The sequence below is a fragment of the Microvirga ossetica genome, from assembly GCF_002741015.1.
Classification (GTDB): Bacteria; Pseudomonadota; Alphaproteobacteria; order Rhizobiales; family Beijerinckiaceae; genus Microvirga; species Microvirga ossetica.
This window is the reverse complement of sequence record NZ_CP016616.1, coordinates 626,290-653,152: the sequence shown is the minus strand read 5'-3', so window position 1 is coordinate 653,152 and position 26,863 is coordinate 626,290. Positions and strand designations below refer to the sequence as shown.

Annotated in this window: 22 protein-coding genes and 1 pseudogene; 11 read left to right on the top strand and 12 right to left on the bottom strand. The window is 64.0% G+C overall.

Annotated elements, in window-relative coordinates; all coding sequences use genetic code 11:
• The first annotated feature begins 405 nt into the window (after positions 1-405).
• The 4 genes and pseudogenes from asnB (at position 406) to BB934_RS02840 (ending at position 4,165) form a co-directional block, all read left to right on the top strand.
• Entirely contained in the window at positions 406-1,821 is a 1,416-nt protein-coding gene (gene asnB, locus BB934_RS02860; RefSeq protein ID WP_099508281.1) for an asparagine synthase (glutamine-hydrolyzing), read from the top strand.
• A gap of 12 nt (positions 1,822-1,833) precedes the next feature.
• Positions 1,834-2,349, top strand: a complete 516-nt coding sequence (locus tag BB934_RS02855) for an asparagine synthase-related protein (protein WP_099508280.1) — start codon at positions 1,834-1,836, stop codon at positions 2,347-2,349.
• A gap of 153 nt (positions 2,350-2,502) precedes the next feature.
• Positions 2,503-3,626 (top strand): annotated as a pseudogene (locus BB934_RS02850) (glycosyltransferase).
• A 170-nt stretch (positions 3,627-3,796) separates the two neighbouring features.
• Entirely contained in the window at positions 3,797-4,165 is a 369-nt protein-coding gene (locus BB934_RS02840; RefSeq protein ID WP_099508277.1) for a hypothetical protein, read from the top strand.
• Positions 4,166-4,232: 67 nt separating this feature from the next.
• Here BB934_RS02840 and BB934_RS02835 read toward each other — a convergent pair whose 3' ends face one another.
• From BB934_RS02835 to hutI, 9 genes are all read right to left on the bottom strand, one after another.
• Entirely contained in the window at positions 4,233-5,390 is a 1,158-nt protein-coding gene (locus BB934_RS02835; RefSeq protein ID WP_099508276.1) for a collagen-like domain-containing protein, read from the bottom strand.
• Between the two features lie 117 nt (positions 5,391-5,507).
• The gene (locus BB934_RS02830; protein ID WP_099508275.1) at positions 5,508-6,299 is read right to left on the bottom strand and encodes an ABC transporter ATP-binding protein; all 792 of its coding nucleotides are present in this window, start codon (positions 6,297-6,299) and stop codon (positions 5,508-5,510) included.
• Complete coding sequence (locus tag BB934_RS02825; RefSeq protein ID WP_099508274.1) at positions 6,296-7,072, bottom strand: ABC transporter permease; 777 nt, start codon at positions 7,070-7,072, stop codon at positions 6,296-6,298. Before BB934_RS02825 ends, BB934_RS02830 begins: the two co-directional genes overlap by 4 nt.
• A gap of 107 nt (positions 7,073-7,179) precedes the next feature.
• Positions 7,180-8,121, bottom strand: coding sequence for an ABC transporter substrate-binding protein (locus BB934_RS02820; RefSeq protein ID WP_099508273.1), 942 nt, complete (start codon positions 8,119-8,121; stop codon positions 7,180-7,182).
• A gap of 342 nt (positions 8,122-8,463) precedes the next feature.
• Complete coding sequence (locus BB934_RS02815) at positions 8,464-9,075, bottom strand: HutD/Ves family protein (RefSeq protein WP_099508272.1); 612 nt, start codon at positions 9,073-9,075, stop codon at positions 8,464-8,466.
• Positions 9,072-10,739, bottom strand: a complete 1,668-nt coding sequence (gene hutU / locus BB934_RS02810) for a urocanate hydratase (protein WP_099508271.1) — start codon at positions 10,737-10,739, stop codon at positions 9,072-9,074. Before hutU ends, BB934_RS02815 begins: the two co-directional genes overlap by 4 nt.
• 11 nt (positions 10,740-10,750) lie before the next feature.
• Positions 10,751-11,581 (bottom strand): N-formylglutamate deformylase, encoded by an 831-nt coding sequence (hutG, locus tag BB934_RS02805; RefSeq protein ID WP_099508270.1) that lies wholly within the window; start codon positions 11,579-11,581, stop codon positions 10,751-10,753.
• The gene (gene hutH, locus BB934_RS02800) at positions 11,578-13,128 is read right to left on the bottom strand and encodes a histidine ammonia-lyase (RefSeq protein ID WP_099508269.1); all 1,551 of its coding nucleotides are present in this window, start codon (positions 13,126-13,128) and stop codon (positions 11,578-11,580) included. The genes hutG and hutH overlap by 4 nt, the downstream gene beginning before the upstream one ends.
• Positions 13,125-14,327, bottom strand: coding sequence for an imidazolonepropionase (gene hutI, locus BB934_RS02795; protein ID WP_099508268.1), 1,203 nt, complete (start codon positions 14,325-14,327; stop codon positions 13,125-13,127). The genes hutH and hutI overlap by 4 nt, the downstream gene beginning before the upstream one ends.
• Before the next feature lie 154 nt (positions 14,328-14,481).
• Here hutI and BB934_RS02790 point away from each other — a divergent pair, with 154 nt between their 5' ends.
• Both BB934_RS02790 and hutC read left to right on the top strand, forming a co-directional pair.
• Complete coding sequence (locus BB934_RS02790; protein WP_099508267.1) at positions 14,482-15,840, top strand: formimidoylglutamate deiminase; 1,359 nt, start codon at positions 14,482-14,484, stop codon at positions 15,838-15,840.
• Positions 15,841-15,854: 14 nt separating this feature from the next.
• Entirely contained in the window at positions 15,855-16,559 is a 705-nt protein-coding gene (gene hutC, locus BB934_RS02785) for a histidine utilization repressor (protein ID WP_099512600.1), read from the top strand.
• A 301-nt stretch (positions 16,560-16,860) separates the two neighbouring features.
• Here hutC and BB934_RS02780 read toward each other — a convergent pair whose 3' ends face one another.
• Both BB934_RS02780 and BB934_RS02775 read right to left on the bottom strand, forming a co-directional pair.
• On the bottom strand, positions 16,861-18,021 hold the full coding sequence (locus BB934_RS02780) for a cystathionine gamma-synthase (RefSeq protein ID WP_099508266.1): 1,161 nt from the start codon (positions 18,019-18,021) through the stop codon (positions 16,861-16,863).
• On the bottom strand, positions 18,018-19,394 hold the full coding sequence (locus BB934_RS02775) for a pyridoxal-phosphate dependent enzyme (RefSeq protein WP_099508265.1): 1,377 nt from the start codon (positions 19,392-19,394) through the stop codon (positions 18,018-18,020). The genes BB934_RS02780 and BB934_RS02775 overlap by 4 nt, the downstream gene beginning before the upstream one ends.
• Positions 19,395-19,927: 533 nt before the next feature.
• On the opposite strand from BB934_RS02775, the gene msuE reads away from it, so the two are divergent.
• From msuE to BB934_RS02760, 3 genes are all read left to right on the top strand, one after another.
• Positions 19,928-20,512, top strand: a complete 585-nt coding sequence (gene msuE / locus BB934_RS02770; protein WP_099508264.1) for an FMN reductase — start codon at positions 19,928-19,930, stop codon at positions 20,510-20,512.
• A 38-nt stretch (positions 20,513-20,550) separates the two neighbouring features.
• The gene (locus BB934_RS02765) at positions 20,551-21,963 is read left to right on the top strand and encodes an LLM class flavin-dependent oxidoreductase (protein ID WP_210422130.1); all 1,413 of its coding nucleotides are present in this window, start codon (positions 20,551-20,553) and stop codon (positions 21,961-21,963) included.
• A 116-nt stretch (positions 21,964-22,079) separates the two neighbouring features.
• The gene (locus BB934_RS02760; RefSeq protein ID WP_099508262.1) at positions 22,080-23,423 is read left to right on the top strand and encodes an aminotransferase-like domain-containing protein; all 1,344 of its coding nucleotides are present in this window, start codon (positions 22,080-22,082) and stop codon (positions 23,421-23,423) included.
• Positions 23,424-23,455: 32 nt separating this feature from the next.
• On the opposite strand, the gene BB934_RS02755 is transcribed toward BB934_RS02760, so the two are convergent.
• Positions 23,456-23,965: an arsenate reductase ArsC gene (locus tag BB934_RS02755; RefSeq protein WP_237050286.1), complete on the bottom strand. Its 510-nt coding sequence runs from the start codon at positions 23,963-23,965 to the stop codon at positions 23,456-23,458.
• A 297-nt stretch (positions 23,966-24,262) separates the two neighbouring features.
• Here BB934_RS02755 and BB934_RS02750 point away from each other — a divergent pair, with 297 nt between their 5' ends.
• The gene (locus tag BB934_RS02750; protein ID WP_237050158.1) at positions 24,263-25,579 is read left to right on the top strand and encodes an epoxide hydrolase family protein; all 1,317 of its coding nucleotides are present in this window, start codon (positions 24,263-24,265) and stop codon (positions 25,577-25,579) included.
• 214 nt (positions 25,580-25,793) lie between these two features.
• Positions 25,794-26,825 carry an alpha/beta fold hydrolase gene (locus BB934_RS02745; protein WP_099508260.1) on the top strand — a complete coding sequence of 344 codons (1,032 nt, stop codon included), beginning with the start codon at positions 25,794-25,796 and terminating at the stop codon, positions 26,823-26,825.
• Positions 26,826-26,863 lie beyond the last annotated feature (38 nt).

Genomic DNA, 26,863 nt, shown 5'->3' with positions numbered 1-26,863 from the left:
GGGCGTCGCTCCCTTAAGACGTACCACAATTGGTAGCCTTGTGCGGTCGTTCGGAACCCAAATAGAAATTAGCTTCGAGCCGACGTGCATATGCTCTGCTTGCAGGATCTACTTTCTTACCGATGAGGGTGGGGTGGATTGACTGGTTACAACTGGATTGTTGCAAGTCGACAGACGCAACAAGATCTCATACCCGCATTCGAGTGAGGCTCGATGAAGAGTAGGTCACGGACCGGCCACACAGGCGTAAAATAACGACGCCTCTTAAGACCGAGGGCTGTGTGAATAGAATGAATGGTTCCGAGTTTTCTGCATTTCATCGCCTGCTAAGTCAGATTCAAAGAAAATGCAGGTTCCGTACTGCAGCCAACAAGAAACGGCACCGGGGGGAAGAGGCAGGCAGACATGTGCGGCATATTCGGCGAGTTCGGATCTCCCCAGTCTTCAACAAACGCTGACATATACTCCGGATTGCTGAACGTCCTGGAGCACCGAGGTCCAGACGACTACGGACTCGAACGCGGCAACAATTGGATGCTCGGCTTTCGACGGCTTGCAATCCTGGATCTGAGTCCTGCAGGCCACCAGCCCATGTGCACACCTGACGGGCGTCACTGGTTGGTCTTCAACGGTGAGATTTACAACTATCTGGAGCTTCGCCGCGCCCTTGAACATGACGGTGTGACGTTTCGGAGCGAATCCGACACCGAAGTGCTCTTGCAGCTCCTCTTACGCTGTGGCCCTTCTGCGTTGTCGCGCTTGAACGGCATGTTCGCATTTGCCTTTGTCGATTTGACGAAAAGAACTTTTCTTCTTGCGCGCGATCGCCTTGGGGTGAAGCCTCTCTATTGGTACAATCAGGGAGGAAAACTCCGCTTCGCGTCCGAACTGAAAGGTCTCCTTGCTTGGCCGGACGCCACGAGAACGATCAATCGGAAGGCCGTTCTGGAGTTCCTCTCACTTGGTTACATCCCGGCCAGTTCATGCATCTTGGAAGGTTACGGGAAGCTGGAAGCCGGCACGTATGCTGTGGGCTCCCTGGACAGACCGACCCTCAATCCCACACGCTATTGGTCCATCGATATCGCTCCAGGTTCCAACTCGGGTCCCCTCACGACGGACCAGTTGTCCGAGTTCCATGAGCTCCTGGCCGACGCCGCCAAAATTCGCCTCCGAAGCGACGTGCCCGTCGGCATATTTCTGTCCGGGGGAATCGATAGCGGGCTCGTAGCATCGTTCGCGGCTGAGTCTAGCGCCCCACCTCTCGCTCTGACTGTCGGCTTTGCTGAAGAGTCGTTTGACGAAACGTCGATCGCCCAGGAAACGGCGGCGCATCTTGGATTGAAGCTGAAGGTTCTGCAGCAACGCGCGGCGAGCATCGATGATGTCGATAGTCTTTCATGGACGTTCGACGAGCCCTTTGGCGATGCATCGGCTCTGCCGACCATGCTTCTTTGCTCTGCAGCCTCCGAGCACGCGACCGTCTTCCTGTCGGGAGACGGCGGAGACGAGGCGTTCGGTGGGTATCGGCGCTATCTCGAAGCAGCGCGACATGGCTGGATAAGTCGAGTTCCGAGTGCTGCCAAAGCAGCTGGATATGCGCTATCGCAAGCGATGCCGCTCCAATCGGCCCTCCGCTATCGCTTGGCCAAAGCAACGCTTCCTAGAGATCAGATGGCTGCGGTTTTCGATGGGCAGGGCCTGACACGCGATCCCGCGCTTCGTTCAATCCTGCCGCGGGATCTCCTTGCTCAGGCCGGCGATGTGCTCGACCCTGTGCGTGTGGCTTGGGAGAACGGGTCAGCACTCGATCCCCTCTAACGTCAAAGGGCTTTGGATTATCAGTTATATCTGCCGGACGATGTGCTGGTTAAAGTCGATCGTGCTTCCATGGCCAGCTCCATCGAGGTTAGATCGCCGTTCTTGGACTACCGAGTGGTCGAATGGGCTGCGAAGCTGCCCCCTGCGGCATTGACGAACGGCAGAGAGGGAAAGCTGCCGCTTCGTCAACTCGCTCAACTGAGGCTGCCCGCCAGAACGGCGCAGGCCCGGAAGAGCGGATTCGGAGTTCCGATCGGCACATGGATGCGGCAGGCTCAATGGAGGTCGATGATCACTGACCGCCTGGTGAGTGGCGCATCCCGTCAGGGCGATCTCTGGGACGTGGCTGGAGCGAGCCGTCTGCTCGACCTGCACAACCGCGGCAACCGTGACTTCTCCGAGTATCTTTGGCGGCTTCTCGTCCTCGACTCATGGAAGCGCCAGCATCTCGACGATCATTCTTATCGACATCGATGCAACAATAGCGCGCTTCAATCCGATACCAGTCGAATATCCGCAAGTGCGTAATGTCGGAATGATCTTATGCGATACCGTAGGATCGCCCAGCAACCTCACACACCCAGAAGCCGCCATCGGTACCATTGGATTCTAGATTGCCTCGACACCGCTGATGACAACACGTGAATCGATATGACTCGCTCAAATGTCGGGTAAACCCAAGTGACGAGTGAACGCATCCGGATCCTGTTCTTCCTGCCAACCTTGGTTGCCGGAGGAGCTGAACGGGTTGTGTTAACGATAATTCGAAATCTCTCGAGAGAGAAATTCGACATTTCGCTTGCGGTGCTCAACCGTCAGGGTGACGCGCTCTCACAGGATCTGCCTGCCGACATAGACCTGATCGACCTTAAGCAGAAACGTGTCAGATCGTCCTTGCCAAGCATCGCGCGATTCGTTCGCAGTCACAAACCCGATATCGTTTTCTCGACGTTGGACTACTTCAGCCTGGCATTGGCCATCACACGTCGCTTCTGGCCATCCCACACAAAATTCGTCGCCCGACCGACAATCTTGCTGAGCGCGGCGGTGGCAGGACGCCGCATTCCTCGTCTCTGGCAGGGAGCCACCAAAGCGGCTTTGTCGACAACCGATCAGATCGTGTTCCAGTCTCCGGAGATGCAAGATGATTATACGACCTGTCTCAGATGGCGGCGAAAATCCGGAGTTGTGATCCGAAACCCGATTGATCTTTTCCACCTGCGAAAGTGCGCAGCCGATCCTTCTGATGAGGCAGAACTGGCACCTGCGGCATTCAATCTCGTCTCAGCGGGTCGGTTGGAGGCGCAAAAGGGCTTTGACGTCGCGATCGAAGCGATCAAGCTCGCAAAGCATCGAGAGATCAACCTCACCATCTTGGGTGCAGGCCAACTCCGTATGGAATTGGAGCAACATGCCTGCAGGATGCAAGTGCAGCATCGGGTGCATTTTGCCGGGCACAGATCGAACGTCTACACTTTTTTTCGCAGGCCGACGGGTTCCTGTTGTCTTCGCGCTTCGAGGGTTTCCCGAACGTCGTCATAGAGGCGCTCGCCTTTGGAACCCCGGTCGTCGCAACTCCTGTTCCTGGCCTTGAAAGCCTGTTCGCGCAGCTTCCTCAATGCCGATTGGCTAGAGATTTCACTGCGGTAGCTCTTGCCGATGCTATCGATCAATTCGCCCAGGCAGGGCGTAGGCGCGTGTCACCAGACGCTGTCGGGGCCTTCGAGCTTCAGACCATCATCGCTCAATACGAACGAATGTTCATCGACACTCACTTGGGAAAGCTAAGAGACCCTTCAGGTTAGCCAGCGAATTTATTGCTCTGTGAGATGGCCCGATCATGGACAGACACTGCTCCTTTGGAGCAATGCCTCCGTGATCTCGATAAAGTGTCATCAAACTGTCATAGAAACTTCACTGTTTTTGATGCGCCAACGCTGCTAACCGAGAGCGCCCGCAACGAAGAGAGAGCTTTATGGCAAAGAAGTCCTGTGTCGTCGGCAATGAACTCGTCCTCACTGCAAAAGCGATCCGGCGTGGCGAGAAGCTCGAACGCACGCTCACCAAGCTCACCGTCATTCAAGAGGCAGGATCGCCTGCGGAGGCTTTCCTGAAGACCGTGCAGAAGGGGTTGGCGCAGCTTCGCAAGGAAGATGTCTCCACCGATCGCGAACGCGCCGAGAAGAAGAAAGCCCCGGCGGGCGAGGCAGAAACCACGGGTCGCAAGGCGCAACGAATGCCAACTCCACGCAAGTCAATCCGCAAGTCGAAGGTGCCGGCCGAGAAAGCGGCCGAGAACGCTTCCCCCACCACGCAAGCAAGCGCACCATCAACCGAAAGCTGAGACCCGGCGGCATCGCGACCGGTCACTGCATCGTTTCACTTCGCAGGATGCGGAATGGTGCGTCTCGTTACTTCTTCGCGCAGATCGCCCGCGCTTTCATGCCGTTCGGGCTCTCGCTGGTGGAAAAGCAATAGACGCCGGCTTCGTCCATGTCGAAGCGGTCGCCGCGGTTGCAGGTGCCGTTGACGGGATATTCGTCCTCGTCGCAGCGGGCCATGCACCGCGCCTGCGCGGCGCATTCCTTTACCAGGACCCGCAGGATCGTTCCTGCCGATCCGGCCTTTCCTTCCGGACCCGCCTTTCCTTCCGGACCGACGGGTCCGATTGGACCGATAGGGCCTGTCAGTCCTGCGGGGCCGATAGGCCCGATAGGGCCCGGAGGGCCGATCGGTCCGATCTCTCCGGCGCTGCCCTGCGGTCCGGGAGGCCCCACAGGACCCACGGCTCCGGCAAGGCCGATCGGACCCGCCGGACCGACAGAACCGGGAGGTCCGGCCGGGCCGGGTTCACCGCGCGGACCGGGAAGCCCCTGAGGCCCTTGCGGACCCTGGTGGCCGGCGAGACCCTGCGGTCCTTGCGGGCCTGCGGGTCCGGGCGGCCCGTCGGGGCCGGTAGGACCGATTGGGCCGACAGGACCCGGCTGACCATCCGAGGTCACGCGCGCTTCGGCCGTTCCGGCAGAGCCCGGAGGTCCAGCAGGGCCTGCGGGTCCCTGTGGGCCGACGAGACCGGCGGGACCTTGGGGGCCTTCGCTGCCGCGCTCCCCTTGCGGACCCGGAGGCCCGACGAGACCCTGCGGACCCGGCTCACCTTTCGCGCCCGCGGGCCCCGCAGGTCCCGGCGCGCCGTCGCGGCCCGGCTCGCCTTGCAGGCCCGGGGGGCCGGAGGGGATCGATGTCGCAGCGGCCTTCAAAGCCTCGTCGGATGCGGCCGGGCCCTGTTGCCCGCAAAATCCGACCACGACCTGCCGCTGCTCCTCTTCCGCCTGGATCGTCACGATGCAGGTGGCGGGATGATACATGATGCGAAAGGCGAACCGTCCGTTCGCCTCCGATCGCGTCTGATACTGCTCGTCGAGCGAGACAGGCGCCTGACGCGGCCTGCTCAACCGGCCAAGAACACGCAATTCGCCACCGGCGATCATGGCCTGGTCGATAACGATATCGGCCAGGGCCGGGGCGCTGCCGGCGAGAACGACAGCTCCGGCAAACAGGTACTTCAGCATCGGGCCCACCCAGCATCAGAGACGAAAAAGCGTCACCCGAGCGAGGCGGCGGGTCAATTCACCCTGAAGGATATCACGGACGCTATAATTCGTGCGCCTTATGGATATGCAATCAACTCAATGCACGCCTTCCGCCTGCATGGCCTCGACGCGGATCTCCTCGGTGAGCTGTGCCTTCAGGGCGGAGAATTCCGGTGTCGTCTTCATGGTGTAGTGGCGGGGATGTGGCAGGTCGACCGGGATGTCGGCCTTGATGCGGCCGGGGCGGGCCGACATGACGATGACGCGGGAGGCGAGGAAGATCGCTTCCTCGATGTCGTGGGTGACGAAGAGAACCGTCTTGCGCTCGCGCTCCCAGATGCCGAGGAGCAGCTCCTGCATCAGGCCGCGGGTCTGGTTGTCGAGGGCGCCGAAGGGCTCGTCGAGGAGCAGGATCTCCGGGTCGTTGGCGAGCGCGCGGGCGATGGCCGTGCGCTGCTGCATGCCGCCGGAGAGCTGCTTCGGATAATGGTTCTCGAAGCCGCGCAGGCCGACCTTTTCGGTGTAGGAGGCGACGATCTCCCGGCGCTGCGCTTTCGGCACGCCCTTCTCGCGCAGGCCGTAGGCGATGTTGTCCGCGATCGTCAGCCAAGGGAACAGAGTGTAGGACTGGAACACCATGCCGCGATCTGCGCCGGGGCCTTTGATCTCGCGGCCGTTGAGCAGCACGCGCCCATTGCTCGGGCGGTCGAGGCCGGCGACGATGCGAAGCAGCGTGGATTTTCCGCAGCCGGAGGGGCCGAGGATCGTGATGAAATCGTTCTGCGCCACCTGCAGGTTCGTGGGCTCGAGCGCACGCACGGGCGCGCCGCCGCGCACGCCCGGAAAGACCCGCGAGACGTTGTCGATCTGGAGGATCGTGCCGGTCATGCGAGCCTCCACGGAAAGAGCTTGCGATTGGCGGCCTTGAACAGGAAGTCGGAGATCAGCCCGATGATGCCGATGACGATGATGCCGAAGATCATCTGGCCCGTCGCGAGAAGCGCCTGGCTGTCGATGATCATGTGCCCGATGCCGGAGGACGAGCCGATGAGTTCGGCGACGATCACATAGGTCCAGGCCCAGCCGAGCACGAGGCGCAGGATCTCCGCGATCTCCGGCGCATTGGCCGGAATGAGCACGCGCTTGACGACGCCCTGATCGCTGGACCCGAGCGTATAGGCGGCCTCGACGAGATCGCGGCGCGTGTTGCCGACAGCCACAGCCACCATCAGGATGATCTGGAAGACCGATCCGATGAAGATGACGAGCAGCTTCTGCATCTCGCCGATGCCGGCCCACAGGATAAGCAGCGGCACGAAGGCGGAGGCTGGCAGGTAGCGGGCGAAGGACACGAAGGGCTCTAGAAACGCTTCAAAGGACTTGTACGCGCCCATCATGATGCCGAGCGGCACGGCGACCATGGCCGCGATGATGAAGCCGCCGACGACGCGCCAGACCGTGATGCCGATATCGCCCATGAAACCGAAACGGGTGAGCAGCAGCCAGCCGTCCTGCACCATGGTGATCGGATCGGCAAGGAAGGTGCGCGAGACGAAGCCGCCCAGGGTCGCGAAGGCCCAGGCTGCGACGAACAGGACGAAGAAGGAGATGCCGAGCGTGACGCGCGTGCCCTGGCTGACGGGTTCGAGAGGACGAGGCATGAAGAATCCGCTCTGCCGTCCGGATCTGCTGTTCCGAATGGCCTCGGTGGAAAAGGATCAGGCGATGGCCCGCATGGAAGCGGGCCATCGCCGCGATATGGAAGGCTTTACTGGATGAAGCTGGTGTCGGCCAGCGCTTCCATGTCCGGCTTCTGCTTGATGATGCCGGTTTCGAGAAGCAGGTCGGCCGCTTCCGCCGAGAAGGTCTTGAACTCGCCGGCGAAGAACTTCTTGTTGGCTTCGCGGTCCTGCCAGCGCAGGAACTGGGCCGACTTGCCGAAGGCCTCGCCCGTCTGCTTCACATCCGCGCCCATGATCTCGTAGGCCTTGGCCTGATCCTTGGCGATCATCTCGAGCGCCTCGAAATAGCTGTCGGCGAAAGCCTTCGCGGCCTTCGGTTTGTCGGCCAGGAATTTCGGCGTGCAGCCGAAGGTGTCCATCACCATTGGGTAGTCGAGCGTGGTGGCGATGATCTTGCCGGATTGCGGCGCGGCACGAACGGAGGAGAGATAAGGCTCGTAGGTCATCGCCGCATCGTTCTGCCCGGCGATGAAGGCCTGGGCGGCCGGGCCCGGCTCCATGTTGACGACCGTCACGTCCTTCACCGAGAGCCCGTTCTTCTTCAGCATCCATGAGAGCGCGAAATAGGGCGACGTACCCGGCGCGGAGGCCGCCACCTGCTTGCCCTTGATGTCCTTGATCGAGGCGATGTCGTTCTTCACCACCATGCCGTCGGCGCCGTAACTCTTGTCGAGCTGGAAGATCTGCTTGGTGGGCACGCCGTTGGCGTTCCAGACGATCCAGGTCTCGACCGTGGTCGCGGCGCATTGGATGTCGCCGGACTGGATCGCAAGGTGGCGGCTCGCCTGCGGCACCTTCTTGATCGTCACGTCGAGGCCGTTCTTCTTGAAGATCCCGGCTTCCTTCGCGAGCGTCAGGGGCGCAAAGCCCGTCCAGCCCGAGATGCCCACCGCCACCTTCGTCTCCTGCGCCGAGGCGGAACCGACCGCCAAGGCCAACACGGCCAATCCACCCAATACCGCCTTCATCGCAGCCTCCGTTCTCTTAAAATTCCTGTCTTGCTCCGCCGACCGCACCCTCTGGAAGGTTCTGCGTGTTTCGTCGGGCCTGTTTTCGAGCGGGCGAATGGCACCATGACGGAGCGGCAATGTCAAATGTATAGACATTTTCGCCTGCCATTGTTTTAGGCGTCGTCCGCCGAAAATTGCGCTCCTCGCCGTCTGGCCGCCGGTAATGCTCTCCTGGGCCCTCATCCTGAGGAGCAGCCGTCAGGCTGCGTCTCGAAGGAGGCTCCAGAGAGCACTGGATCCTCCTTCGAGACGCCTGCTGCGCAGGCTCCTCAGGATGAGGTGGAGATTGATGCCAGACACTCAGGATGAAGTGGGAGAGTCATGATCCAGACTTTCAGGGTCGTCGGGCGCGATCTCGATGAGGATCGCCCGGCCGGTCCCGGACAGTGGGATCAGGTCCTGCGTTGCGTCCAGCATCAGCGTGTCGAGCACATCGAGCGAATGGATCGTCGAATCGAAGGTGACGTCGAAGGGACCGTCTAGAGCGACGATGAAGGCGGCACTCGTGTCTTCCGACAGCAGCGCCACGCCCGATTCCACGAAGCGCGTCCGGTGCCGGAACGGCCCGCGCCGGGTCATGACGTTGAGATCGCGGATCGGGCCCGAGAGCAGCCGCCCGGTCGTGATATCGTCGCCGGAAAACGACAGCTTGGGATTGGCCGCGTCGAGCGGGTAGACGATGCCCTCGACATCGAGCTCGATGCCGTCGCCCTCGACCACGATCAGGGTGCGGTCGATGCCCGGGAAGGCCGAGAACGGTCCGTTCGAGGCGACATCCGCCATGCTGATGCGCCATCCGAAGGTCTCGAAAGTCGAGCCTTCCGGAAAAGCGGCGACCTCCGCGGTGGTGCCGCCGCCGTTCTTCCAGGGAACGCGGACGAGGTCCGCGTTGCGGATGACACGCGCCGTCATCGGTGCAGGCTCGGCAGGTTGAGTCCGTGCTCGCGGGCGCAATCGACGGCGATGTCGTAGCCCGCATCCGCATGGCGCATCACGCCGGTCGCCGGATCGTTCCAGAGCACGCGCTCGACGCGCTTGGCCGCTTCCGGCGTGCCGTCGCAGACGATCACCATCCCCGAATGCTGCGAGAAGCCCATGCCAACGCCGCCGCCGTGATGCAGCGACACCCAGGTCGCGCCGGAAGCGCAGTTGAGCAGGGCGTTGAGGAGCGGCCAGTCGGAAACCGCGTCCGAGCCGTCCTTCATGGCTTCCGTCTCGCGGTTCGGGCTGGCGACCGAGCCGGAATCGAGATGGTCGCGGCCGATCACGATGGGCGCCTTCAGCTCGCCCTTGGCCACCATCTCGTTGAAGGCGAGGCCGAGGCGATGGCGGTCGCCTAAGCCCACCCAGCAGATGCGCGCCGGCAGGCCCTGGAACTGAATGCGCTCCTTCGCCATGTCGAGCCAGTTGTGCAGGTGCTTGTTGTCGGGCAGCAGCTCCTTCACCTTGGCGTCGGTCTTGTAAATGTCCTCGGGATCGCCGGAGAGCGCGGCCCAGCGGAACGGGCCGATGCCGCGGCAGAAGAGCGGGCGGATATAGGCCGGCACGAAGCCGGGGAAATCGAAGGCGTTGTCGACGCCTTCCTCCTTCGCCATCTGGCGGATGTTGTTGCCGTAATCGAGGGTTGGCACGCCCGCCTTGTGGAAGTCGAGCATGGCGCGCACGTGCTCGGCCATGGATTGCTTCGCAGCGTGCTCCACGGCTTTCGGATCGCTCTCGCGCTTGGAATCCCACTCGCTAAGCGTCCAGCCCTTCGGCAGGTAACCGTTGATCGGATCGTGCGCGGAGGTCTGGTCGGTGACCGCATCGGGACGGATGCCGCGCCGATAGATCTCCGGAAAGATCTCGGCGGCGTTGCCGAGGAGACCGACCGAGACCGGCTTCCTGTCGCGGCAGGATTGCTCGATGATCGCCAGCGCCTCGTCGAGCGTGTCGGCGCGCCTGTCGACATAGCCCGTGCGCAGTCGCATCTCGATGCGGCTCGGCTGGCATTCCACCGCAAGGCAGGAGGCTCCCGCCATGGTGGCGGCAAGCGGCTGCGCGCCGCCCATGCCGCCGAGGCCGCCGGTGAGAATCCAGCGGCCGGAAAGGTCGCCGTTGTAGTGCTGGCGGCCCACTTCCACGAAGGTCTCGTAGGTGCCCTGGACGATGCCTTGAGTGCCGATATAGATCCAGGAGCCGGCCGTCATCTGGCCGTACATCATGAGCCCCTTGCGGTCGAGTTCGTGGAACTTGTCCCAGGTGGCCCAGTGCGGCACGAGGTTGGAATTGGCGATCAGCACGCGCGGCGCATCCGGGTGCGTGCGGAACACGCCGACGGGCTTGCCCGACTGCACGAGCAGCGTCTCGTCATCATTGAGGTTCTTCAGCGCAGCGACAATGCGGTCGAAGCTGTCCCAATCGCGCGCGGCGCGGCCGATGCCGCCGTAGACGACGAGCTCGCCCGGCTTCTCGGCGACGTCGGGGTCGAGGTTGTTCATCAGCATGCGCAGGGGCGCTTCCGTCAGCCAGCTCTTGGCCGACAATTCGGTGCCGTGGGGAGCGCGGATCACGCGGGCGTTGTCGATGCGAGTCATGGAACGGATCCTCAAGCTTTGGAACGGGCGAACGTGAGACAGGTTTGGAGAATGGGGGTGAGCGCCGCGCGCATGGGCGCTGCATAATCCTCGTCGTATGGCGTCGGCCACTCGTCTTCGGCCACCGGGCCGAGTGGCTCTTTCATGTAGCCGCGGCAGGCGAGCTCCATCTGAACGGCGTGGACGCCTGCTTCAGGATGCCCAAGGCTGCGCGTGATGTAGCCGCCCTTGAAGCGACCGTCGACCACATGGCTGAAGCCGCTGCCGATGCAGATCGTCTCGATGGCATCGCTCAACTCAGGGGCGCAAGCGGTACCACCATTGGTGCCGATGTTGAAATGGGGCAGGGTGCCCTCGAACAGGCGCGGAATGACCGAGCGGATCGAGTGGCAATCGTAGACCACGATGTTGCTGTGCTGCGCCCGAAGCCGCTCGATCTCCGTCCTGAGCGCCGCGTGATACGGATCAAAAAAGCGGGCGCGACGCTCGGCGATCTGCTCCGCACTCGGCTCGGTGCCGGGCTCATAGAGCGACTCGCCGTCGAAGGTGGTGGTGGGGCTGAGTTCCGTCGTCGCCTGGCCCGGATAGAGCGAGATTCCGGACGGTTCGCGGTTCACGTCGATCACCGTGCGGGAGATCGCCGTGCGGATCGCCGTGGCTCCGAGACCGACAGCGAAATCGTAGAGCCGCTCGATCCACCAATCCGCATCCTTGCGCGCGAGCCATGGCGAGACGAGACCGTTTTCATATTCGGCCGGGATGTCCGTGCCCGTATGCGGCAGGCTCACCACGAGGGGTGCGCCACCGCGGACGATGGCGAGCCAGTCGGGATGTTGGCTCATGCCCGAACCTCATCCATTACGCTGGGCAGCACGTCGCCACCGGCAGCATCGGCCAATGTACCGGATACGACAAGAGACGTGGCTCGCTCCATGTCGGGCGCCATGTGTCTGTCGTCGTCGAGATGCGCCACCTTCGCGCGCAGCAGCGCGCGGGCGCGCTCGAGGCGTTCGCTCGATTGCATCGGGGCATGGAAATCGCAGCTCTGGACGGCGGCGAGCAATTCGATGCCGATGACGTTGGCGACATTCGCCGCCATGGGCATGAGCCTGCGCGCGCCATGGGTGGCCATGGACACGTGATCCTCCTGGTTGGCGGAGGTCGGGATGGAGTCGACGCTGGCCGGATAGGCGCGCTGCTTGTTCTCGGAGACGAGAGCGGCCGCCGTCACCTGCGGGATCATGAAGCCTGAGTTGAGCCCCGGCTTCGGCGTGAGGAAGGCGGGCAGGCCGGAAAGCGCAGGGTCGACCAGCATGGCGATACGCCGCTCGGCAAGCGATCCGATCTCGCACAGGGCCATGGCGATCATGTCGGCGGCAAAGGCGACCGGCTCGGCATGGAAATTGCCGCCGGAAATGACCTCGCCCGTCTCCGAGAAGACGAGCGGGTTGTCGGAGACGCCGTTCGCCTCCGTGCCGAGGGTCTCGGCCGCCTGTCGAAGCAGGTCGAGCACGGCGCCCATCACCTGCGGCTGGCAGCGCAGGCAATAGGGATCCTGCACGCGGTCGTCGTTGGTGAGATGCGAAGCGCGGATGGCGCTGCCCTGCATCAGGGCGCGCAAGGAAGCGGCCACCTCGATCTGTCCGCGATGGCGCCGCAGCTTCTGGATGCGTTCGTCGAACGGCCCGTCGGAACCCTTGGCCGCATCGGTCGCGAGCGCGCCGGTGACGAGAGCCGCCTGGAACACGCGCTCGGCTTCGAACAGGCCGGCCAGTGCCAGCGCGGTCGAGACCTGCGTGCCGTTGAGAAGCGCCAGACCCTCCTTCGGGCCGAGAACGAGCGGCGTAAGGCCGGCTTTTGCGAGAGCCGACTCCGCAGGAACGCGCGCGCTATCGACGAAGAATTCGCCGACCCCCATGAGGGCCGCCGTCATGTGAGAGAGGGGCGCGAGATCGCCGGACGCGCCGACCGACCCCTGACCGGGAATGACCGGGATCAGGTTCGCTTTCAGGCACGCCGTAAGGTGCTCGATGGTGGACCAGCGCACGCCCGATGCGCCCTGCGCCAGGCTCGCGAGCTTGAGCGCCATCACGAGCCGCACGACGGAAGCGGGAAGGGGCTCGCCGACGCCGGCGGCATGGGAGAGCACGATGTTGCGCTGGAGCGTCGCGAGATCGGCGGTGCCGATGCGCACGCTCGCGAGCTTTCCGAAGCCGGTGTTGATGCCATAGACCGGCTCGCCCTTGGCGACGATGGCCTCGATGGTTTTGGCGCCGGCTTCGATGGCGGCGCGGCAATCCTGATCGAGTGCAATCTGTGCGCCGAAATAGACCCGGGCCCAGTCGGCCAGAGCCACGGAGCCGGGATGAAGCGTTACGGTTTGTGTCACTGTCCTCTCCAGATGCGGGCGTGAAGCGGGTTGAATCCGATGCGGTAGACGAGCTCCGCCGGGCGCTCGATATTCCAGATCGCAAGATCGCAGGACTTGCCGGTTTCCAGCGTGCCGATCTCGTCGAGTTGACCCAGCGCACGCGCGGCCTCACGCGTGACGCCGGCGATGCACTCCTCGACCGTCATCCTGAACAGCGTCGCGCCCATGTTCATGGTGAGCAGCAGCGAGGTCAGCGGCGAGGTGCCGGGATTGCAATCGGTCGCGAGGGCCATATGCGTGCCGGCTTTGCGGAAGGCGGCGATGGGCGGCAGCTTGGTTTCGCGCAGCATGTAGAAGGCGCCAGGCAGCAGCACGGCGACGGTGCCGGCCTTCGCCATGGCGACAGCGCCGTCCTCGTCCGTGTATTCGAGATGATCGGCCGAGAGAGCGCCGTAATCGGCGGCAAGTTTTGCGCCGTGCAGGTTCGAGAGCTGATCGGCATGGAGCTTGATGTGCAGGCCGTGCGCCTTCGCAGCATCGAACACGCGCGCCGTCTGCTCGGGAGAAAAGGCGATGCCCTCGCAGAAGGCGTCGACCGCATTGGCCAGACCTTCGCGGGCAAGTGCGGGCAGCATCTCGCGGCAGATCTTGTCGATGAAGGCATCTTTGTCGCCTTTCGCCTCCGGCGGCAGGGCATGGGCGCCGAGGAAGGTGGTGGTGACGGAGACGGGACGCTCGCTGCCTAAGCGGCGCGCGGCGCGCAAGGATCGGGCCTCGGTGTCAAGGTCGAGGCCGTAGCCCGACTTGATCTCGATAGAGGTGCAGCCCTCGGCGATGAGATGGTCGAGGCGGGGCAGGGCACTTGCCACGAGTTCATCCTCGCTCGCCGCGCGGGTGGCCTTGACGGTGGAGACGATGCCGCCGCCGGCGCGGGCGATCTCCTCGTAGCTCGCGCCTTTCAGGCGCAGCTCGAACTCGTGCGCCCGTTCGCCGCCATAGACGACGTGGGTGTGGCAATCGACGAGACCGGGGGTGATCCAGCGGCCCTCGCAGTCGATTCGCTCGCCCGCATCCCAGCCGCCGGGCAGGTCCTTTTCCGGTCCGGCAAAGGCAATCCGGCCATCCTTGGCAGCAATGGCCCCGTTCTCGACGATCCCGAGGCCGTCATCTTGAAGCGTAGCAAGGCGAGCGTTGAGCCAGACCCTATCGAAGCGCATGTTCCTGCTCCGGTGTAGTCGCGATAATGTCTATACATAATCGCGAAAGATCGATATTGTCTAGACTTATTCGATCGGCTTTGATGGTCCTGCGTCGGAATGGCTTTTTGGCGGCCTTCGATGCCCAGGCCGGTCCGCAGCAGAGGTAACGGCGATGCGCAGGCTCATTCTCGATCATGCCCTCCTTGCCCATGGCTGGGCCAGGAATGTCGGTCTCGATATCGGGGACGGCACGATTGCCGCGGTCCATCCGAATGCCTCCGCCGAAGACCGCGAGCGCGTCGCCGGCATCGCGCTGCCGGGCCTGCCGAACCTGCACAGCCATACCTTCCAGCGCGGCATGGCGGGGCTTGCCGAAACGCGCGGGCCGCAAGGGGACAGCTTCTGGACCTGGCGGCAGGTGATGTACCGCTTCCTCGGATCCCTCATGCCGGACGATGTCGAGGCCATCGCGGCCTTCGCGATGATGGAGATGCTGGAAGGCGGCTTCACCGCGCTCGCCGAGTTCCACTACCTGCATCACGATGCCGACGGTCGTCCTCATGCCGACATCGCGGAACTCTCCCATCGCATCGCGGCCGCAGCGCACGAGACTGGCATGGGCCTGACGCTGCTGCCGGTCTTCTATGCCCAGGGCGGCTTCGGCGGCGCGGCGCCTGCGGAGGGGCAGCGGCGGTTCATCAACGATATCGAGAGCTACGCCCGCCTGCTCGAAGGCGCCCGCAAGGCGGTGGCGGATCTCGACGATGCCGTTGTCGGAATCGCGCCGCACAGCCTGCGCGCGGTGACATCCGAGAGCCTTCGCGATGTCGTCGCGATGGCCGGCGAGGGGCCGATCCATATCCACATCGCCGAGCAGGTGAAGGAGGTCGAGGATTGCCTCGCCTGGTCGGGCCAGTGCCCGGTCGCGTGGCTGCTCGATCATGCGCCTGTGGATCAACGCTGGTGCCTGATCCATGCCACGCATCTCGACGCGCGGGAGGTCAAGGGTATCGCCGACAGTGGCGCAGTGGCGGGTTTGTGCCCGATCACCGAGGCCAATCTCGGCGACGGGATTTTCGAGGGCGTCGACTATCTCGCCGCGGGCGGCCGCTTCGGCGTCGGGTCCGATTCCAACATCGAGATTTCGGCGCCGGGAGAGCTCAAGCTTTTCGAATACAGCCAGCGCCTCAAGCACCGCGCCCGCAACGTGCTCGCCGAGCGCGAAGGACAATCGACGGGGCGCAGCCTCTACCAGAAGGCGCTGGCCGGCGGAGCGCAGGCTCTCGGACGGCGCGTGGGCGGAATCGCAGAGGGGAAGCGCGCCGATTTCGTGGTGCTCGACGGCAGCCACCCGGATCTTGCTGCCATTTCCGGCGATCGCTGGATCGATTCTTACGTGTTCGTGGCGGGCAAGGCCGTCATCGATACGGTGTTCGTCGCGGGCAAGCCTGTGGTAAGAAACGGCCGGCACATCCATGGCGAAGCGATCCGCGCCCGCTATTCACGCGCCTTGGCTCGCATCCTGGCATGAAGACTGAAGGCAGCATGAAACATCTGCACCAGCGCATCCGCGACGATATCGAGGCCAGGATCATGTCCGGCGATTGGGCGCCAGGCTACCGCATCCCGTTCGAGCACGAGCTGATGGCCGAATACGGCTGCTCGCGCATGACGGTGAACAAGGTGCTTTCGACGCTCGCGGCCAACGGCCTTATCACGCGCCGGCGCCGGGCGGGCTCGGTGGTGGCGGAGCCGAGCAACCAGCAGGCCGTGCTGCAGATCCAGGATTTCGCCCTCGAGGCGGCGCGCGCCGGCATCGAGTACCGCTTCAGGATCCTCCATCGCGCCATCGAGCCGATCGATGCGGCGGCCGCGCAGCGCACGGGCCAGCCGGCTGGCATGAAGATGCTCTGCATTTCCACCCTTCACGTGATGGACGACGTGCCGCAGGCCTTCGAGCAGCGCCTGATCAACCTCGCCACCGTGCCGGAGGCGAAGGCCGAGCCGTTCAAGGACGATCCGCCCGGCACGTGGCTGTTGCGGCGCGTGCCGTGGACGGATGCGGAGCACATCCTGCGTGCCGTCAATGCCGACAGCGCCATGGCCAAGCGACTTCAGGTTCAGACAGGCGCCGCCTGCCTCGTGCTGGAGCGGCGCACCTGGCAGGCCGGCGCGTTCGTCACCGAGGCGCGGATCACCTATCCCGGCGACAGGCATCAGCTCGTCGGGCGCTTCTCACCGGTCGCTTGAGGGCGTGTCATCTCCGGCTACCGTTGTCATTCCGGGGCGGCCAGAGGCCGAGCCCGGAATCCATACCCGCTAACATTGCAGAACGAAGTGGACACGGCTCGCTCGTTCCGGAGAGGTCGTGTTTATGGATTCCGGGCTCCGCTGCGCGGCCCCGGAATGACAGCCGGAATGACAGCGTTGTGCGCTCCACACGTCATGGCCGGCTTGTCCCGGTAATGACGCCCCTATCAATCGCGGCACTTTTCGGGTTGGGATCACCGGCACAAGGCCGGTGATGACGTGAAGTCAATTGTACCGGCTCTCACGCCAAAGCCGAGCGCAGGTCCTGGATCAGGTCGTCCGCATCCTCGATGCCGACCGATAGGCGGACGAGCCCGTCGTCGATGCCGAGTTCGGCCCGAACCTCTCCCGGTACCGAAGCATGGGTCATGATGCCCGGATGCTCGATCAGGCTCTCGACGCCGCCTAGGCTCTCCGCGAGCGTGAACAGCTGGCAGCGTTCCAGGAAGCGCGTCGCGCCCTCGAGCCCGCCCTTGATGCGACCGGTGACGATGCCGCCGAAGCCGCGCATCTGGCGCTTGGCGAGTTCATGCTGCGGATGCGAGGCGAGGCCCGGATAGATCACGCCGTCCACGCCCGGATGGGATTCGAGGAACTGGGCGATCTTCAAGGCCGAGGTGCAGTGCCGTTCCATGCGCAGCGACAATGTCTTGAGACCGCGCAGGGCGAGGAAGCTGTCGAAGGGGCTGGAGACGGAGCCGACCGCATTCTGCAGGAACGCGATCTTCTCGCGGACCTCGTCGTTACTCCCGACCACCACCGTGCCGCCGACCATGTCGGAATGGCCGTTGAGATATTTGGTGGTCGAATGCACGATGATGTCGAAGCCGAATTCGAGCGGGCGCTGTACCCAGGGGCTGGCGAAAGTGTTGTCGGCGACGAGCCATGTGCCATGCCCGCGCGTGGCCGCGGCAATGGCTTCGAGATCGGCGAGCTTCAGAAGTGGATTGGTCGGCGTCTCGACCCAGACGAGCTTGGTGTTGGGGCGAAGCGCCGCCTTCACCGCGTCGACATCGCCCAGATTCACGTAAGTGATCTCGAGCCCGGCCGACTTCCTGCGCACGCGCTCGAACAGGCGGCGCGTGCCGCCATAGAGATCGTCCGAGGCGATCATGTGCGATCCCTGTTCCAGCATGTCGAGCACGGTCGCGCTCGCTGCGAGACCGGAGGAGAAGGCGAAACCCGCCGTGCCGCCCTCGAGATCCGCGATGCAGCGCTCGAAGGCCATGCGGGTCGGGTTCTGCGAGCGGGCATAATCGTAGCCCTTGTGAACGCCGGGGCTCTCCTGCGCATAGGTCGAGGTGGCGTAGATCGGCATCATCACCGCACCCGTGGTGGGATCCGGCGACTGGCCTGCATGGATGCAGCGGGTGGCGAAATCGAGCTGGTTGCGGGCGTTCATTGAGCCTGGATCCGGAAGTAGTTGATGAGGTCGATGCGGGTAGCGAGGCCCACGAAGGCATCGCCGTCCATGATCACCGGCACGAGACCGGCGGCGAAGAGGGGCAGAAGCTCCTTGACCGGAGCATCGGCGGAAATGGTTTGCAGGCGTGTCACCATCACGTCGCGCACGGGCTTGTCGAACACGCTCTGCGGAGCGTGCTCGTTGGCAACCAGCGCGTCGAGGATGTCGCTCTCGTCGATCAGGCCGACCACGCGGCCATCCTCGATCACCGGCAGCTGCGAGATGTCGGAGGAGCGCATGCGGGCGAAGGCCGAGCGCAGGGTCTCGCTCGGCGACACGAAGATGGTCGCTCCCTCGCCGAAGGGGTTGATGACCACGTCGCGCGCCGTGCCGGTCGTCTTGCGGTCGAGCCAGCCTTCCTGCGCGATGAAGGCATCGTTGAACACCTTCGACAGATATTTGGCGCCCGTGTCGCAGACGAGGGTGACGACGCGCTTTGGCTCGGTCTGCTCGCGGCAGTAGCGCAGCGCGGCAGCCAGCAGCGTGCCGGTTGAGGAGCCGGCGAGGATGCCCTCCTTGCGCAGCAATTCGCGCGCCGTGGAAAAACTCTCCTTGTCGCCGATGGAATAGGCCTTCTTCACCAGGGAGAGGTCGCAGTTAGGCGGCACGAAATCCTCGCCGATGCCTTCGACGGCCCAGGAGCCGGCTTCGGTCATCCGACCCGTCTCGACGAGCGGCGCGAGGATCGACCCGGCGGGATCGGCCAGCACCATCACGGTCTTGGGCGAGGCCTTCTTGAGATAGCGCCCGATGCCGGTGAGCGTGCCGCCCGAGCCGACGCCGACCACGACGGCATCCACGTCGCCCTCCATCCCGTCCAGGATCTCGGGGCCGGTGCTCGCCTCGTGGGCGGCCGGGTTTGCGGGGTTCTCGAACTGGTTGATGTAGACGGCGCCTGGCGTCCTGCCGGTGATCGCCTGGGCCAGATCCTGGTAATAATCCGGATGGCCCTTGCCGACGTCGGAGCGGGTGATGACGACCTCTGCACCCAGGGCCTTGGCATGGAGCACCTTCTCGCGGGACATCTTGTCCGGCACCACGAGAAGGGTGCGATAGCCCTTGCTGGCCCCGACCAGCGCCAACCCGACGCCGGTATTGCCCGCCGTTGCCTCGACGATGGTGCCGCCGGGCTTCAGGCGGCCGTCGGCCTCCGCGGCCTCGATCATGGCCCGCGCCGGGCGATCCTTGATGGATCCGCTGGGATTGGCGCTCTCCAGCTTGAGGAAGAGCTTGCAGGGACCGGTGTCGAGACTCGTCACCTCGACGAGGGGGGTCCGTCCGATCAGTTCCAGGGCGCCATGGGCTGGCATATTTCGCAGCTTTCAGATGTTGAATATTTTATTTGTTTCTTTTTTATGTGAAACGTGACCGTCAGTACAGTCAGGAATGTGGATTGTCACCTGCGGTTCCGATCACTAAATTTCGATCCGTCGGTGCTGGTCTGCCTGCGGATCATGTCCATCGGCCGGTTATCAAAGCGAATTGCCGTTTGCCGACAGGCGTTCCCTCAAAAATCCCTGAAAGAGAAAATTCTTCTTTTTGTTCGCTAAAAAGAACATTTGTATTGACATGCCGGATTGTGGGGACAACCCTGCCTCCGCTCGCGGGCCACAAAACCTGTCGATGCCGCGGTGATTTGGTGAGCAACTTGCGCTGCGTGATCAAACGCTAAGATGCCGCGAAGCGTCCTCCGCCTCGTGGTCCAGCAGAGGAACGCCAGTCATGAGAGCCCTAGCTCGTCCACCCGCTTTCATCGCAATCCGTCGCCGCTCCCGGCCCTGAGAGCTAGGAAGTCCAGCGGCCGCCCGGCACGAATGTCTCACTTGCCTGAAAGGGGCTCTTCATGACGTACCCTCGCATCGTCGGCATTGCCGGCAGCTTTCGCCGTCCCTCCAAGACCCGCTCTCTCGTCGAAGCCATCGGGGCGGAGGTCGGACGGGCGACGCCCATCGATTTCGTCGTTCATGACCTGGTGGAAATCGGGCAGGGGCTCGGCGCCGCCTTCTCCCGCACGCAGCTGACGCCGGATGCCGCGCGCGTCCTGCGCGATATCGAGACCGCCGATGCGCTGATCGTCGGGACGCCCGTCTTCAAGGGGTCCTACACGGGCCTGTTCAAGCACCTCTTCGATCTCGTCGACCCCGATGCCCTGCGCGACGTGCCTGTGCTGCTGACGGCCACCGGCGGAGGGCTGCGCCATGCCCTCGTCGTCGAGCATCATCTTCGTCCGCTCTTCGGCTTCTTCGAGGCCTTCACAATTCCGACCGCGGTCTATGCCAGCGAGAGCAACTTCATCGACGGCACGCTCGTCGATTCAGCCGTCCGCGCACGGGCCTCGGCGGCTGCCGCGCAGCTCGCTTCCGTGCTCGGCCAGCGCGCCGTGCAGGCGCCGAGTGCGACGCCGGTTCGCCTCGCTGCGGCGCGCTGAAGATCAGACACAGCATTCATCGAGAGACAAGAGACATCATGACGAAGCAGATCCGGCTCAACGCCTTCGACATGAATTGCGTCGGGCACATCCAGCACGGCATGTGGGCGCATCCCCGCGACCGCTCGATGGCCTACAACACGCTGGAGTACTGGCAGGATCTGGCGCGCATTGCGGAACGGGGAAAGTTCGACGGAATCTTTCTCGCCGACATCGTCGGCGTCTATGACGTCTATAAGGACAGCCCGGATCCGTCCATCGCCCATGCGGTCCAGGTGCCGGTCAACGACCCTCTGCTCGTGATCCCGGCCATGGCGGCGGTCACGAAGCATATCGGCTTCGGCGTGACCGCCAATCTCACCTACGAGCCGCCCTATCTCTTCGCCCGCCGCATGTCGACGCTGGACCATCTCACCCGCGGGCGGATCGGCTGGAACATCGTCACCGGCTATCTCGACAGCGCGGCGCGCGGGATGGGTCTGACGAAGCAGATCAAGCACGACGAGCGCTACGACGCTGCCGAGGAATATATGGAGGTGGTGTACAAGCTCTGGGAAGGCAGCTGGGAGGACGACGCGGTTCTGCGCGACCGTGCGCGCGGTCTTTATGCCGATCCGAGCAAGGTGCATCGGGTCAGGCACGAGGGAAAGCATTACCGCGTGGACGCTCTGCACCTCGCGGAGCCGTCGCCGCAGCGCACGCCCGTGCTCTACCAGGCAGGCGCCTCGTCCCGCGGCAAGGATTTCGGCGCGAAGCACGCCGAATGCATCTTCCTGGCCGGACCGAACAAGGAGAGCACCCGCGCCACCGTGGCCGATATCCGCCGGCGTGCGGTGGGGCAGGGGCGCGATCCTTCCGATATCGTGGTGTTTCTCGGGCGCGCCGTCGTCGTGGGGCGCACCCGCAAGGAGGCCGAGGAGAAATACGAAGAGTACCATCGCTATGCGAGCACCGAGGGCGCGCTGGCGCATTTCTCGAGCTCGACCGGCATCGACTTCTCCCGCTACGATCCCGACGAACCGCTGCGCTACGAGGAAAACGACGCGATGAACTCGGTGCTGCGGGATTTCACGATCGACAGCAGCGAGACATGGACCCTGCGCAAGATCTTCGGTCGCAAGGGCCTCGGCAGCCGCAACGCGCCGCTCGTGGGCTCGGCGGAGGAGATCGCGGACGAGCTGCAGAGCTGGGTCGAGGATACGGATATCGACGGCTTCAATCTCAGCCGCGTCGTCACGCCCGAAGGTCTGGAGGATTTCGTCGACCTCGTGGTGCCGATCCTGCAGGAGCGCGGCGTGTACAAGCGCGACTACGCCGATGGCACCCTGCGCGAGAAGCTCTTCGGTTCCGGCCGCTCGCGGCTTGCCAAAAGCCATCCGGCCGCCTCGTATCGGTTGCTCCGCCAAGGGCGTTCGAGCGGCTTGCAGGATATCGCGCCGGCCGCCGAGTAATGGCATTCGAGGAAGTGCTTCTACTCCGAATGAGTTGAGGCCTATCCAAGCGGTTATCGATGCTCATCGGCGCTGTATGACACTCGGAGCAATCAAAACATTGTTCTCGGTGCATTATGTCGAAATCCGAATACCTGAAGCTGGCCGACGCCATCGCTGCGGAAATCGCGGATGGCGCCCTCAAGCCCGGCGACCGCCTGCCTCCCCAGCGCAGCTTCGCCTACGAGCGCAAGATCGCGGTCTCGACCGCGAGCCGCGTCTATGCGGAGCTGTTGCGGCGCGGCCACGTGGTCGGGGAGGTCGGCAGGGGTACTTTCATCGCGGGCGAGGCCAGGCGCGGCGTGGCGGCGCCAGGCGAACCGCGCGGCATCCGGATCGATCTCGAGTTCAATTATCCATTGCTCCCAGATCAGACGGCGCTCATCGCCAAAAGCCTGGAGGGCCTGGAGAAATCCGAGGCGCTCGATGCCGCCTTGCGACAGGCGACCAGCGTCGGGACGCCGGCGGTCAGGAGCGTCGCCGCCGAACACCTGTCGCAGGGCGCATGGTCCGTCTCCCCGGAGCAACTCGTCTTCACCGGCAACGGCCGGCAGAGCATTGCCGCCGCGCTGGCCGCAGTCGTTCCCGCGGGCGGCCGCTGCGGCGTGGAGGCCTTGACCTACCCCTTCATCAAGGGGATCGCCGCCCGGCTCGGGATTGCGCTGGTGCCGCTGGCGATGGACAAGGACGGTGTCCAGCCGGACGCGGTGCAAAAGGCGCATCGTGAGGCCCATCTCTCGGCCATCTATGTTCAGCCGGCGGTCCACAATCCCCTGGGGATGACGATGCCCCCGACGCGCAGGACCGATCTCGTGCGCGTCGTCGAAAAGCTCGACCTTCCGATCATCGAGGACAATGTCTACGGCTTCCTCGACAGCGAGCCGCCGCTTGCCGCGATCGCGCCTGAATCCTGCATCGCCATCGACAGCCTCTCCAAGAAGGTCGCTCCCGGTCTGGCGCTTGGCTTCATCGTGCCGCCGCAGCGGCTGCGTGAAAGCGTGAGGACGTCGGTGCGTTCGGGGGGATGGACTGCCTCAGGATTTGCGTTGGCCGCGGCTGAGCGGCTGATGAACGAGGGCGTCGTTGCCGAGCTTTCGCGATTGAAGCGCCTCGATGCCCGCGCGCGTCAGAAACTGGCGGCCGATCGTCTTTCGGCTTTCGAGATCCAGGCGAACGAGAAATCCTATCATCTTTGGCTGACGCTGCCGGCCCATTGGCGTTCGCAGACCTTTGTCGCGGCCGCGGCCCGGCGCGACATCGCGTTGACGCCGTCCACGACCTTCGCCGTCACGCCGGGCCATGCCCCGAACGCCGTCAGGCTGGCGTTGGCATCTCCGGCAATGGATCAGCTCGATACCGGCCTGCGTACCCTGGCCGCCATGCTCAACGCCAGGGAAGACGACTTCGATTGGACTGAATGAGCGAGTGAACGGATCATGCCGTTTCTTCCCGCTCACTGGGCTGTCTGCTCGGGGGCAGGGTGGGCGGCGGGATCAGACCTCCCGATCTCCCGCAGGCTTTCCTCAAGCGCGAGTCGATCGATGGATCCGATCGGGATCGCCAGCAGGAGCTCGATCCGGCGCCGCAGCATGCGATAGGCCTCATCGAAGGCAACGGCGATCTCCGCCTCGGTTCCCGTAGCGGCCTTCGGATCGGGAACGCCCCAGTGCGCCATTGTCGGATGGCCCGGCCAGACCGGGCAGGCTTCGTTGACTGCGCTGTCACACACGGTGAACACGAGATCCATGTGCGGTGCGCCGGACCCGGCGAACTCATCCAAGCTCTTGGATCGCAAGACTGCGGTGTCATGGCCCATGTTGCGCACGAGGTTGAGCGCGTAGCGATTGATGGCGCCGAGCGGCTGGCTTCCGGCACTGGAGGCATGGAACCGGCTCTTGCCGAGTTCGTTCAGGATGGCCTCGGCCAGGATCGAGCGGGCCGCGTTGGCCGTGCAGAGAAACAGGACGTTGTGGACGCGGTCAGCCGTGGACGGGTTCCTTCGGGATCGGCGGGCCGTGAGGGCGGTTTCCCGGTGTCCCAGCGCCCGTTGGCGCCTGGGGCTCGGTTGCACACCAAAGGTATAGGACTCGCGGTCGCGATGTCCCTTCGCTTGTCACCTCGGCTGAGAGGCGTATCCTGGTGGCCTGCGTTGAAATCGTGCGCCGGACCCAGGCCCCCACTGGGCCGCTTCCGGTCACCGATCTTTGTAGGCGTCGCACCTGTAACGCGTGGTTTGTTTCGACCGCCAGCGAGAATGACGATGTCCTTTCTGACGCCCCCCGCTGCAATGCTCCTCGGCACGTCAGCAATCATGCTCGCCGTCGGCTGGCCTCCGATGTCCCCGGCCGCGCAGCCCGCTCCGGCCGGCACGGTGAGCCAGGACACAACGATTCGACCGTTCCAGGCCGGCATACCGGACGAACAACTGGTCGACCTCCGCCGCCGCATTGCGGCGACGCGCTGGCCCGACAGGGAGACGGTCAACGACCAGTCGCAGGGCATCCAGCTCGCGAAGATCAAGCCACTCGTCGAGTACTGGGGCAGCGGCTACGACTGGCGCAAGGCGGAATCGAAGCTGAATGCCTACCCGCAATTCATGACCAGGATCGATGGCGTCGACATTCACTTCATCCATGTCCGCTCAAGGCAGCCCAATGCCCTGCCCGTGATCATCACCCATGGCTGGCCGAGCTCGGTCTTCGAGCAGCTCAAGGTCATCGGCCCGCTTACGAATCCGACGGCGCATGGCGGCCGCGCGGAGGATGCGTTCGACGTGGTGATCCCGTCGATGCCGGGCTACGGCTTCTCCGGCAAGCCCACGGACACCGGATGGGGTCCCGACCGCATCGCACGAACCTGGGCGGAGCTGATGAAGCGCCTCGGCTACACCCGCTATGTCGCCCAGGGCGGCGACTGGGGCTCCCCGGTCTCGAGCGCGTTGGCGCGCCTGGCGCCGGCCGGCCTGCTCGGCATCCATATCAACCTGCCGGCGATCGTCCCGCCGGAGGCGGCTGCGGCGCTCGTCACCGGCGGGCCCGCGCCGGCAGGGCTGTCCGATAAGGAACGCGTAACCTTCAACGAGCTCAGCGCCGCGGCAAAAATGGGGAACCGGTCCTATGCGACCATGATGGGCACGCGGCCGCAGACGATCGGCTACGCCATCACGGACTCTCCCGCCGGCCTTGCGGCCTGGATGCTCGGGCATCCAGGCTTCACGAAATGGACCTATGACAGCACTGACCCCGAGAAGTCGCCGGACGAGGTCCTGGACGAAGTCTCGCTGTACTGGCTGACGAACACCGCGACCTCGGCCGGGCGGCTGTACTGGGAGACGGGCGGAGGCAGCCCTGCCATTGCGGCGGGACAGAGGACGGACGAGATCTCGTTGCCGGTCGCGATTACGGTCTTTCCGGGAGAGGGCTATCGCGCCCCTGAGACATGGGCCCGGCGCGCGTATCGCAACCTGATCTACTTCCACGAGGTCGATCGGGGCGGCCACTTCGCCGCCTGGGAACAGCCTGAGCTCTTCAGCGCCGAGCTCCGAGGAGCGTTCAGACCGCTCCGCCAATCGAACTGAAGGCTTCGACACCGACAGGGCGAGAACTTGATGATCAATCCGCGGGAGGTTCTGAATGACGAGACCAACCTACGCCCATGCAATCCTGACCACTGCCGAGTTGATCGCGTCACTGCATGCCGAGCCGACCGAGGTTGGCTGAGTCGTTCACCCGAGCCCGTTACCAGCGAAGTCCAGGCAGCATTCAGATCCTTGCGCTGAGGGAAGGAAGCCAATGTCCGAAGGGGTCAATCATGAGCGTCGCCGCTTCCTGAGCTTGGCGGCCCTTACCGCTGCGGCTACCGCCACCTTCAAGACGAGATCGGTACAGGCTCAGGCGAACGGGGCACGTGGGCCGGGCACAAATATGCCGCACGGGCCGCCGAAGCAGATCGATGCCGGCGAACTAAATGTCGGATATGCGGAAGCGGGGCCTGCCGACGGTCCTGTGGTCCTTCTTCTGCACGGCTGGCCCTACGACATTCACAGCTTTGTGGGTGTTACTCCGATATTGGCATCGGCGGGCTACCGGGTGATCGTCCCGTATCTGCGTGGTTATGGCTCGACCCGCTTTCTGTCCGATGAAACGTTCCGCAACGGGCAGCCGTCGGCGCTCGCCGTCGATGTCATCGCGCTGATGGATGCGCTCAGAATCGAGAAGGCAACGCTCGCCGGTTTCGACTGGGGCGGCCGCACGGCCAACATCGTCGCGGCGATCTGGCCGGAGCGGTGCAGGGCAATGGTATCCGTGAGCGGCTATCTGATCGGCAGCCAGGACGCCGGCGGGATGCCGTTGCCGCCCAAGGCCGAGCTCGAATGGTGGTACCAGTTCTATTTCGCCACCGAACGCGGCCGCGCCGGCTATGACAAGTACCGGCATGACTTCGCGAGGCTCATCTGGCAGCTCGCTTCACCGAAATGGGCCTTCGACGACGCCACCTTCGAGCGCAGCGCTTCCTCGTTCGACAATCCGGATCACGTGGCCATCGTGATCCACAACTACCGCTGGCGGCTCGGATTGGTCGAGGGCGATCCGAAGCTTGACGACCTGGAAAGGCGACTGGCGGCCTTCCCGGTCATCACCGTGCCGACTATCACGATGGAGGGCGATGCCAATGGTGCTCCCCATCCGGACCCGGCCGCCTATGCCAGGAAGTTCTCCGGCAAGTACGAACATCGGCTGATCACCGGTGGCATCGGTCACAACCTGCCGCAGGAGGCGCCGCAGGCCTTCGCCGAGGCCGTGATCGACGTCGATCGCTCGTGATCGGGCCCCATAGCGATTGCCGTTTGCAGGGTTCTCAA